Origin of the sequence: Nostoc sp. (assembly GCF_036917635.1) — a bacterium.
Taxonomy (GTDB): Bacteria; Cyanobacteriota; Cyanobacteriia; order Cyanobacteriales; family Nostocaceae; genus Nostoc.
In genome coordinates, this window is sequence record NZ_JBALCW010000017.1 from 1 (window position 1) to 10,407 (window position 10,407).

Sequence of the window (10,407 nt, forward strand, 5' to 3'; positions counted from 1 at the left end):
CTCTCTCATAATACCTTTGCTTGAAAAATCGTCTTAACCCTTACCGATAAAGCAATTAATTCCTTTTACTGCCTCAAAATCAGCGAACGCACAGACAAGAGCATACAGACGAGTGGGATAAATTTCTTGAAAAATGGATAAAAAAAATAAATGTTCGCTTGAGCAAAGCAGAAGAACACTTGAGCAAAGCAGGAGAACGCTTGAGCAAAGCAGGAGAACGCTGACTTCCGACTTCCACGAGCTAGCTAATGAAGTTGTAAGTTGAAGTTGGAAGTTGCCTCAACGTGCAACAGCAAGACCAGCCGCCGCCGATTGTGTACAAAAACGTCGTGCGATCGCTGAAGGCTAGCGTAAATTGTCTACAACGCGATCGCTAACTCTCCCGATTGAGGCTTAACCCTTAACCGAGTTTCACTCAACGACAACGCGACGATGTACCTGCCCAGCGTAGGCGATCGTAATTTAATTTTGGTAACTTCCAACTCCCAACTTCCGACTTCCAAAAGCTAGCTAATGAAGTTGTAAGTTGAAGTTGGAAGTTGCCGCAACGTGCAGCACCAAGACCAGCCTCTGCCGATTGCGTAAAAAAACGTCGAGCGATCGCAGACGGGTAATATAAACTCAAACACGGGTGTATTGAGATGGATGTAGAAGGAAGGCGGATAAGCGAAAACGGAGTGCTGCACCTAATGGATCGCGAGAAACGTGGTTCGGCAACTTGGTTTACTTTGTGCGGTCGTAAAATGCGTGCAACTCACGCTCTGCCGTTGCAAAAATTTGATGGTAAAGAGAACTGCTGTACAGTGTGCGTTCGGATGCAACGCAGTAACTTGCTGCTGCACTCTCGATTAGCGATAGCTGGTTAAGGATTTTTACTACTGCCCAGTAATGCAGTTCTAACAGTACTTTTTTTTGTCAAATAAAGACAATAGACTGATATACCAGTCTTTGTGTTTTGCAAATTTTTGCAGCGCGGAGAATCTTCTCAAAGAAAGACAATACACTGGTATATGAGTGTATGTGTTTTGCAAATTTTTGTAGATTTTCAAACCACGCGGAAATTGCATGTACAACTGCTGTTATAGAGCGTTATAGGCTTGAGCGAAGGTTAATCCCTTGTATACCGCAACATAGGTTTTTGGCAGTGACGCGCTACAACATAAACCCATAGGGTTTGCACACGCATTACATGGTTTTTAAACCACGCCAGAATTGCTCGGAGATATTAACATCTCCGAGAGCCAAACCACGCGAAAACTGCTGCTTACACGGCTGCTGTTATAGAGCGTTATAGCGAATAGCTTGAGTTAATATTTCGCATAGCGCAACATGGGGTGTAGCAAGGCTTGTAATGAGTTGGTAAGATTTTCCACCCATAGGGTGGTTACATTCCTAGTAGGGATTGAAATGTTATAGCAGCGAATAGCGTTTCTAGAGACTTAAGGAGTGACAACGGAGAGCATAGAAAAAACCAATAATTTCTACGACTGTTTAACGACGATATGACATATTGCACCTTAATGCTCAACATGGCCGACGACGTATCTACGAAGCTGCGACACACTGCATTCGTACATCACACGTACCAAGGAAGCCTATAGGGTTCCATTTCAACCGTGCGTTGTTCGTGGGTGCAACAGTCACCCCAGGGTTAACAGTGAGTGCAAAAGCTGTTATTGGCGCGTTTCATGCGCCTGATGTAGATGGTGGCTGTTCCCCAGTCGATGCCAGCGCAGCGCGAGCGATCGCCACTGTTGCAGCCCGCCTTGTTACTTTAGTAAGCCACAATTTGCAAATCAAATTACCATTTCACTGTAGTTTTGAGTGTTTAAATCACAAGCTTTAAGACAAAAACAAGCCACGCTAAACGCAGACTTGCAAAAGTATTGACATATAAGGTTTTCAAGCTTTAATCTACCGTATACCCTGGTTGGAATACAATTTCTTCGGTCCTACCAAGATTGCTGAATCTTTACGGGAAATTGCTTCTAAGTTTGACGAGACAATCCAAGCAAACGCTGAGAAGGTAATCGCCAAGTATCAGCCAACAATGGATGTGGTAGTCGGTAAGTACCGCCCCCGCTTAGAAGGTAAGACTGTTGCCATCATGGTTGGTGGTCTACGTCCTCGCCACGTTGTCCCAGCCTTCCTAGACTTGGGCATGAAGATGATTGGTACAGGTTATGAGTTCGGTCATAACGATGATTACAAACGTACCGCTGGCCACATCGAAAACGGCACCATCGTTTATGACGACGTTACCGCTTACGAATTCGAGGAATTTATCAAAGCGCTGAAGCCTGATTTAGTAGCTTCTGGTGTGAAAGAGAAGTACGTCTTCCAAAAGATGGGTCTTCCTTTCCGTCAAATGCACTCTTGGGATTACTCCGAACCTAGCGATCGCTCTTACAATTGATATAACGCAAGGTTTTTTAGTGGCGGGAGAATAAAGAGCCTATTTCTAGCCTAAATGCAAGTTGTAGGGTTATCTAAAAATAATCTGTTTTGATGCTTTAAACAATATAACTCTTATGCAGTCTCATTTTTAGATTTTGCTTGCATTTTGCTCAAAGAAAAGCTGTAAGATAAAAGACTATTTTTAATGACGATTTTTTAGATTAAATGGTGCAATGGCACTGATTAACAGCTCTAACTAGGTGGTAGAGGTAACTTAGATTGAGCAACATTTAGTTTATTATCCTGACTGTTACCTGAAAATAAAACTGTACGTCTTTGGAAATTCTCATAATTTGCTATGCAAGTATTCAAGCGATCTAGAATTCCTTCACGGACTTCACGCTCTATAGAATATTTCCTTTCTCGATGCTTAAACACAGCAATCTGATCCACAAATATTGTTATAGCTTTATAGATAAGCTTCAAATTATAAAGAGAACTGGCTGCTGTCAATTGGACAGCTAAAAAACGGAACTGGCTACTAATCTTACTGGCTTGCTCCTGAGTTAGTCCATGATCTGCATAATGATAACCGATGACTTCTGCCATATAGTGAGCATGTTTAGCTGCGTCATGAATTTGAAACTGTGCTTTCTCAATTGGAGCAAGAATTTTATCCATTAATAGTTCTGTTGCAAATTGATCTCGAATATTCGAGTCGGCAATAATAAAAAGCTCCTGTAATTTTTGCTCATGCTTTCTACGATCTTCTTCTTGAAGTTTATCCAGAATATTTTCAACAAGATTCACTCCTAAAAAAATTTGTTCTAGCATAATTTTTGTATTTTTTGATAAAGGTAAGCAGCAGAAATGAACCAAAAGCACCAGAATCTTAGCAAGAAAAGATTATAAGTTAATCTTGGTGTTCTTAAATCAGCAAAAGTTTGCTTAAAGTCATTGCTATAGCTAATCGTGTTTAATTAATCACTTTTGATAATAACTAAACTACAGCAGAACTCATAACAGTATAAACACATAGTAAATATTTAAATTGCAATCCGACAACGTTAAAGCTTCACACTAAGTACAGGAATTTTGTGAGATGTATAAGAAGTAGGCTGTTGGTGCGATGTCTACGACGGTCTACACTTATGCATTCACTCGACAAGCAGTTTAATGCGATCGCATTAAACTGTTACTACCTCTATTAATATTCGCTTCAGGCTACATCCGTTTAAGCAGCTCATCATACTCATCATGTGCGCCAATCCAATACCAGTAACTGCGATCGGACTCCAACAAACCCAGAACACGATAGTTAAGACTGACACGAGCAGAGTAAATCGGTTGTCTCTGGCTAACTGGCTTAAATTGAAGACTAGGGTGATACGGATCTGCTTGCCAGAGTGCATAGGCTTTTGCAGCCTGTCCCTGAACTGATACAGGAAGATCGCTCAACTGCATACGAAAGGTTTTGGTTACACTTGATTTCATTTTTGAGGTGGAAAAACAGTATCAAGTGGAACTGTTTCGCCACTTGCGATCTCTTCTCGTACCATTGCAGCCATCTGATCCCACTGAGCATCCGTCGTCGCGGCAAAACGATTTTCCCAGTTTTGCTCATCTTGCACTTCTGCCAAAAGCCTAGCTGCAATTGCATCTTGCTGATCGGGTAGAAGTTTTTCGATTTGGGCGATCGCTTGTCGAAGTAGTTCAGTCATAGCTCAATAGCAGTAAACACCGCAATTTCATACAGTTTCTTAATTTTAACGGATATCAAGATTGCTGCTGGCGTGGGTTACAAATTTTTAATTACTGTTGCTGCCCTTTCCGGTGGCGATCGCGATCGCATGATGAGGGGATGCGATCGCGTGATGGGGAACACAATCATCACCAGCAGATACACCTTTATAAACTGCACAACCAACGAGAAATAGATGCAACTTGGTTCTCTTGATTTAGATTAGCAGCGTTACTGAGAGTGGCGTTTTCCAATTGATTCCAGATTTCGCCTGCCATCCTTCTGGCGATCGCTGATCCTACAAAAAAAGTAAGAGGTGAATGCCCTACTCTAGAAAATGCTTCACGGATACGATTTAGTGCTGCTTGTGCAGTTTTCCAATGTTCATCTGCACCTGCGGGATCTATACCCCCTTTAAGTTCACCAAGGGCGATAACGTATGGTGCAACTACAGATGGTTCAATAGCGCTAGATTTGTTGGCTACTAACTCTGCTGGGGCTAGGTTAAACAAACATAGATCCACATTACTTCTAACTAGCGGCACAGTCAGATTATAAATTAGTGTGCGATTACCAATCTCACTTTCCCAGCTTATTCCCCGTAAAGATAACTCAATTTCTGAGTCATTATTTGTCATGGCAATCCACTTTTTACTCTTTGAGTGTTGCCAGTGGTATCTCGTACCTGCGATCGCCAGAGTCGAAAGAATTGCACGAGTCAGCTTTCTTTGTGCCAACGCGCCTCCAACATTTCGCATTGAGCCACCAAGTGTGTCACCACGAGTCAGCAAAAATCTAAAAACCAATTCTTCTGGAAAGTTTGTACCTGCTGGTTCAAGAAAATTTTTGATTAGACCATTTATAGCTTCTACTTTATCTTCTGACATCAGGTGCGCTAGAGATTTATCAGATAAGCCTGCCGCAGTTAACAGCCCCATCTCGATGCCCTTAATCTTTAGTAATTCAACAGGACTCTCAGCTTGAGCAGCAGCTTCTTTAAGTACCCTTGCTTCTGCAACGAATGGCGTAGCACGTCGATTTTTCTCCAGTGCAAGAGCCACAAAACCTGCACGGATTGCTTCATAAGTTGTTATCAGATCATCAATGGATTGAAGATGATTACGATAGGAACACATAGGAATTCAATTTATGGCTTTTTCCACACATAAACGCACTTCCGTAATGGTTTGCGTCCATGATTTCCCATTTGCTGGCTACTATTACCTTTATCACTTGGCAAAACAAGGATATTTTCAATAACAAAACCTAGCTGTTGAGCGAAATCAGAGAGAATCATATCTACTGAAATGCTTGCGCCTGCATAGCGAACATTGTCGTTAACCATGAATAGAAGTGCTCCTGATTTAAGAACACGAAAACATTCTTGTATTACACACGCCATCTCATAAAAATATCCTCTGATCATTCTTGGTATACCATTGTTATTCAACACACCCTTTGCTTTTTGGCTATCTAGATATTTCAAGATAGCCTGTAATAAATTCTGTGAATCAGCAATAGTTAAGGCTGTTTTCCAGTCTGAGTTGATAGTCAATAAATCTTTGGGGCGATTTTCAACTGTACAACTTAGCATTTCCTGACGAAGGTTAATTAACTCCTTTTCAGAAATACCAAGTAGAGCTAGTTCTAGTGCATAGGTGCGAGTATAGTCGTATCGATTGCAATAGGGTGGGGATGTAATAATTGCATCATATACGGAATTGGCTAGGCGCGGCATAATCTCAAAACAAGAGGCTCCATAAAGATGAATTTGACCTTGAGAATTTTTAATTGGGAAAAGCTCAACTTGTTGTGTAGAAGGTAGTAAATCATCAATAATTTCACTTATTTTATTGGCGATCGCATTATCAAACTCTAGAATTTCGCCTTTATTGAAAGCTTTCTTGCTCTGTCTACGATCGGAACGATAATCCCAACGTAGGTACTGTCCATCTTTACGTGTGTAACTTATTGATTCTAAAACGCACAGTAAGACAAAGTTTAAAACTGCTTGGACTCTATTATTTTCTACTTTGCAAGCTTCAAGATATTGCTCAATTGCAGTTCTAGTTAGTTCACTATAAGCTCCTTTTGTGATTCTCAATTCTGGTAAGTGTTTTTTCTGCTCACACTGCTTCCAAACCTGTAATCTTGACCAATCTTTTATCCTTTCAAAATCTTCAGGAGTGAATTCAGAATCTAAAAGGTTTTTAGCATTAATTATTTGTTGACCAATAGGCAATAATTCAATACCATCAGCATTAATTCCAGCTTCCCTAGCAGCAAATAGCGCAGTTCCACTGCCTGCAAATGGGTCTATAACCTTGCCTTGAGTAATTTTATATTGTTGTAATAAATATTCTATAAGAGATGCAGAAAAAGCTTCTTTATATTTATACCATCGATAGATAGGTCTAGTTTTGTTTGCTTGGAAACTAACAATAAGTCGCGTCAATGAAGGATGAACCAAAAATTTATTCTGGAAGCGCTGATACAGTTGCCTATCAAGGTTGTCAATTTCACCTAAACCATCACTTTCCACTTCAGACACGGTATTGGAGACACTTGCTAGGCTGATCACAGATAAATTTTCCTAGAGAATTAACTAGTCAAGTTAGTATAGTTCTAAATTTTAGGGGTAGATATATGATTAGCCCAAACTTTACAAAAAGTCACTGTATATTTAGGAATGGTGTGCGAGATGCACAAGAAGTAACCCCTTGTAGCGATGTCTGCGAGGGGCTTCGCCTACGCACTCACTCGACAATAAACTAGGCGATCGCATTAAACTACCTCAATTACCAATCCGGGTACTTTGCCCAAATCCCGATGATTGCGCGTTATTAAAACTAATTTACGAGATAGTGCCATGCCGAATAGCCCGTCATAGACATCGCAGTAACACTAAGCTTCGTTGCACCGCGATGTGAAGCTGTTTTAGACTTAGAAAGATGTTATGCAGTTTATAATCACGATGAGCTATCACGATATTATTACAATTGAACCGGACAAGCGAGGTGGTAAACCTTGTATTCGACGGATGCGAATTACCGTGTACGATGTTCTCGGCTGGTTGGCAGTTGGTATGTTCTCATGGACTGTTACTACCTCAATGAACAATCCGGCTAGTCTGCTGAAATCCCCATGATTGCGCGTTAATAAAACTAATTTATGGGATAGTGCGATCGCAGTAAAAGAAGTAGACTGTTGTTGCTATATCTACGACGGGCTCGGCGTCGCACTAACTTACAAGGATCAGGACAAGGACGTAACGAAGCATCACAGCAATCTACTCTCAAATATTTTGTACCTGTCCGGCGATCGCTAAATCCTTAAAAGCGTTCGTCTGCAAGGGATTTACTATGGTGCATTTAGCGATCGCACCGTCTCCCTCCAAAATCCTAACCCCAGTTTGTACCCCCAGCAGAGGATCAGAGCCTACGGCGAGTATTACAACCTGACTCAGCAACGCGGTATAACTAATTTCCTTGTGCAAGCATTACAACGCCAGGGGTTAGCTTGATTCGAGCAAGTTTGGGACTCGATGATTGAGCTGATTACAATCATGCCTAACAACAGTAATTGATTGCACTTTGAGCTATTGTAACAATCAGTGAAAAAATTCCGCAATTTGGCATGAGTGCCTGTCTTGAATCGATTTCAATGCTACTCGGTTAAGCCTCTTTTGGGCATTATAGCCAAGTATATTTCAAGGTTTTCAGTTTACTTTCTTTCCTTAACCGATTTGTTCAAAAATCTTAATTCATCCCCCAAATATGCAACGCCCCTTCAGCCTGTGCATACACACTAAGATATCTCGACAGTCCGCTCCAAAAAAGGATAGCGTTTTCATCGGAGTTTCCGTCTCAAATGGGCTAGTCAAACACATAAAGTTTGTTCTTTACAAGCCCCATCCCTCTTTAGGGTGGGGTTATTGACTGATATTTGCCAAGGAAGTTTGAGCAATCATTCTTAGGCTTCAGTCTGGAAAAGCCAGACCAGTCATAGCGTCACGAATATACAACCCTAGCGTGAGACTACGCATAGCTTCATCCCAAACGGGTATTAATTGTTCTGCTTGATCTGCCCAGTAATCAAATGTAATCAAGCACTGAATATTTGACCCCAAAGCAATGCAAGTCCGCGAAAAAGCTTCGCGTGGTTCTTCCTGAGTGTCAATGAACTTCATCTCTGTCCAGACAATTTTGGCGGTTTGGCGCTTGACGGTAATAATTTCTCCCTTAGCAATGATGTTGCGGCTGTCGTTTTCCAGAACTTTCTTCAAGGTAGATTTTAGCGGAAACTGGCTCCAATCATTGGGTGGCAGAGGATTGAAAGATACTTCCAGACAGCAATCATCGTTAGGGGGTTTTTTATCGAGGAACTTGAAGGATTTTTCTTGTGGCTCAAAAACCCAATCCTGGGGAACATTGAAACGAACAGCCCCGCGATTCGCAACAAATATTTTATAGCCTGATGGAGATTCCCAACGATGATCTGGCTTTAGTTCAAGGGTTTCTTTAATCCACTGGAGATTGCTTTTTTTACGCTTTGCCATAGTGTTTTTGCCAATCTGCTGAAGAGGGCGTCGCTCACTTTGTTAATATTAAAACACAAAATAACACCTTGCATAGCATAACATTTTATTCCTTTGGACAAGCATCAGACACACCATAAACATAGGTAGCTTTGTATTCTTTTGTTTCATTTTTCCGAGCATATCCAAGTTTAATTTGCTCGTTAGTTCTGACAAATACTCCTTCAACCCATTTTTTGGATTGGGTGCTTGTCCTGCGAACAGATAAGTGATCTATGGGAATAGTGTTATCTAATTCAATTGAAACAATTCTGCTTCCATTCCATCGGGTAACTTCGGGTGGAGCAAATAGATAGATAAAGTTAGTATTGGAGCCTGATGGTTGTACAACGATGCGGTCAATAACTTTAGCGGGTCTAATAATTTTTCGGCTGAATCGATCAGACAATTCAAACTCTGCAACATCAGGAAAATTACCTCCAATCATTAAAACCTGCTTGATCAAATTTTGGCTGGGATCAAGCATGACAGCACTTAACTCAATTTGGGTAATTTCATTGTCGGCAGAGATTTTAAAGCGTCCCCTTGGAATACCATCCATACTCAAGGCTCGACCATCCTCAGTTTTGTAAGGGAGTTTAATTTGAGGCAGACTTAAAGTAACTATTTGGTTCTCACATTTTGCCGCCGTAAGAAAGTACTTACTGGCTACAACGACAGCAATTGTTGCAATTGCCGCAGCAATAATTACAAGTGGACTTTTCCGCATCATTTTTTATAATCTTAGTGCCAGGAAACACTATTTTATACAACCTGTTTGATGCGTCAACAGAGGATTTACGGTTATTAGGATGGCAATAGAAGAAAACAATGCCTTGCATACTTATCAATAAATTAAGAACAATCCCAGTCGAATGATAAAGTTCTAACTTTTGAATAGATACTATCTCAAACTTCTGGAAGATTCCAAAGGTTTTTGATTTGTGCGACCTTACATAAAGTAAGCATAAACACTCAAAATTAATAACCAAAACAAAAAACAATGCCCGATCAAAGTTTTAGAACAAATATTCCAGAAGTTGACCCAACCGAGATTGAAGATACTCGAACTGCGATCGCTGATGAACATCACTCATTTCTTGAAAAGGTGATGGTTAAGAGCGGATTTGCGGATTTGTATGATGCAAGAGACTTTACCGAAGTTGTGTTTCGCGTCATGCGCGACTTAATGACCACAGACACAATCGATCGCGTCGAGGCAGAACTGCATACACAGGCTGTGCCTACAGATGAAAAAGCACTCCAGTTAGAAGTGGCTGAACTCTGGAAAGACACCAATCCCCTGGTAAGATTTTTAAGTCGAATCCGTCAACCTTTAACAGGCCCGGCTCCCATTGGAATTGATTCCAAGCTATTTCTGACGCGGGTTGCTAATGAAGGAGGAGTTCCCGGAACAGTCGAGCCAGAACAAGCAGTTAAAGCGGTATTTTCTGCCACCAAAGACCAACTTTCCCAAGAGCGGATTCAGGAAATTTCTGGCACGCTCCCTGATTATGTCCGTGAGCTTTGGGAGCAAGCTTAATTAGAGGTATAGAAAAAGTGAAGTCTGTTTGCGAGTAACGATCGCAAACAGGCTTTCTATAGAACCCATTTGACATCTTTTACTGTGTTGAAGTAAAGTGAGCGCAAAAGTTGTATAAAGTAGTAATGCCATACTCTAGCAGCCTCACAG

General features: G+C 41.1%; 13 protein-coding genes and 2 pseudogenes. 5 read left to right on the forward strand and 10 right to left on the reverse strand.

Annotation, left to right across the window (positions count from 1 at the left end):
• Positions 1 to 415: 415 nt before the first annotated feature.
• Complete coding sequence (locus V7K32_RS04045) at positions 416 to 625, reverse strand: hypothetical protein (RefSeq protein WP_334990559.1); 210 nt, start codon at positions 623 to 625, stop codon at positions 416 to 418.
• A 64-nt stretch (positions 626 to 689) separates the two neighbouring features.
• On the opposite strand from V7K32_RS04045, the gene V7K32_RS04050 reads away from it, so the two are divergent.
• From V7K32_RS04050 to V7K32_RS04060, 3 genes and pseudogenes are all read left to right on the forward strand, one after another.
• Positions 690 to 866 carry a hypothetical protein gene (locus tag V7K32_RS04050; RefSeq protein ID WP_334990561.1) on the forward strand — a complete coding sequence of 59 codons (177 nt, stop codon included), beginning with the start codon at positions 690 to 692 and terminating at the stop codon, positions 864 to 866.
• 644 nt (positions 867 to 1,510) lie between these two features.
• Entirely contained in the window at positions 1,511 to 1,846 is a 336-nt protein-coding gene (locus tag V7K32_RS04055; RefSeq protein ID WP_334990563.1) for a hypothetical protein, read from the forward strand.
• Between the two features lie 69 nt (positions 1,847 to 1,915).
• Positions 1,916 to 2,416: pseudogene (locus V7K32_RS04060) on the forward strand (nitrogenase component 1); the annotation flags it as partial.
• A 233-nt stretch (positions 2,417 to 2,649) separates the two neighbouring features.
• Here the strand turns inward: V7K32_RS04060 and V7K32_RS04065 are convergent.
• The 6 genes from V7K32_RS04065 to V7K32_RS04090 all read right to left on the reverse strand — a co-directional run bounded on the left by V7K32_RS04065 (position 2,650) and on the right by V7K32_RS04090 (position 6,689).
• The gene (locus V7K32_RS04065; RefSeq protein WP_334990565.1) at positions 2,650 to 3,231 is read right to left on the reverse strand and encodes a hypothetical protein; all 582 of its coding nucleotides are present in this window, start codon (positions 3,229 to 3,231) and stop codon (positions 2,650 to 2,652) included.
• Between the two features lie 390 nt (positions 3,232 to 3,621).
• Positions 3,622 to 3,891, reverse strand: a complete 270-nt coding sequence (locus V7K32_RS04070; RefSeq protein WP_334990567.1) for a ParE family toxin-like protein — start codon at positions 3,889 to 3,891, stop codon at positions 3,622 to 3,624.
• Positions 3,888 to 4,118 (reverse strand): hypothetical protein, encoded by a 231-nt coding sequence (locus tag V7K32_RS04075; protein ID WP_334990569.1) that lies wholly within the window; start codon positions 4,116 to 4,118, stop codon positions 3,888 to 3,890. The genes V7K32_RS04070 and V7K32_RS04075 overlap by 4 nt, the downstream gene beginning before the upstream one ends.
• Positions 4,119 to 4,195: 77 nt before the next feature.
• Positions 4,196 to 4,318, reverse strand: coding sequence for a hypothetical protein (locus tag V7K32_RS04080; RefSeq protein ID WP_334990571.1), 123 nt, complete (start codon positions 4,316 to 4,318; stop codon positions 4,196 to 4,198).
• Entirely contained in the window at positions 4,306 to 5,274 is a 969-nt protein-coding gene (locus tag V7K32_RS04085; protein WP_334990573.1) for a type II restriction endonuclease, read from the reverse strand. The genes V7K32_RS04080 and V7K32_RS04085 overlap by 13 nt, the downstream gene beginning before the upstream one ends.
• 11 nt (positions 5,275 to 5,285) lie before the next feature.
• Positions 5,286 to 6,689, reverse strand: coding sequence for a DNA methyltransferase (locus V7K32_RS04090; RefSeq protein WP_334990575.1), 1,404 nt, complete (start codon positions 6,687 to 6,689; stop codon positions 5,286 to 5,288).
• 423 nt (positions 6,690 to 7,112) lie between these two features.
• Between V7K32_RS04090 and V7K32_RS04095 the strand changes: the two are divergent.
• Positions 7,113 to 7,226 (forward strand): annotated as a pseudogene (locus V7K32_RS04095) (DUF433 domain-containing protein); the annotation flags it as partial.
• Positions 7,227 to 7,433: 207 nt separating this feature from the next.
• Here the strand turns inward: V7K32_RS04095 and V7K32_RS04100 are convergent.
• The 3 genes from V7K32_RS04100 to V7K32_RS04110 form a co-directional block, all read right to left on the reverse strand.
• The gene (locus V7K32_RS04100; protein ID WP_334990577.1) at positions 7,434 to 7,634 is read right to left on the reverse strand and encodes a hypothetical protein; all 201 of its coding nucleotides are present in this window, start codon (positions 7,632 to 7,634) and stop codon (positions 7,434 to 7,436) included.
• Positions 7,635 to 8,117: 483 nt separating this feature from the next.
• Complete coding sequence (locus tag V7K32_RS04105; RefSeq protein ID WP_334990579.1) at positions 8,118 to 8,696, reverse strand: hypothetical protein; 579 nt, start codon at positions 8,694 to 8,696, stop codon at positions 8,118 to 8,120.
• 85 nt (positions 8,697 to 8,781) lie between these two features.
• Positions 8,782 to 9,447 (reverse strand): hypothetical protein, encoded by a 666-nt coding sequence (locus V7K32_RS04110; protein ID WP_334990581.1) that lies wholly within the window; start codon positions 9,445 to 9,447, stop codon positions 8,782 to 8,784.
• A gap of 270 nt (positions 9,448 to 9,717) precedes the next feature.
• Between V7K32_RS04110 and V7K32_RS04115 the strand changes: the two genes are divergently transcribed.
• Complete coding sequence (locus tag V7K32_RS04115) at positions 9,718 to 10,257, forward strand: DUF2267 domain-containing protein (protein WP_334990583.1); 540 nt, start codon at positions 9,718 to 9,720, stop codon at positions 10,255 to 10,257.
• Positions 10,258 to 10,407 lie beyond the last annotated feature (150 nt).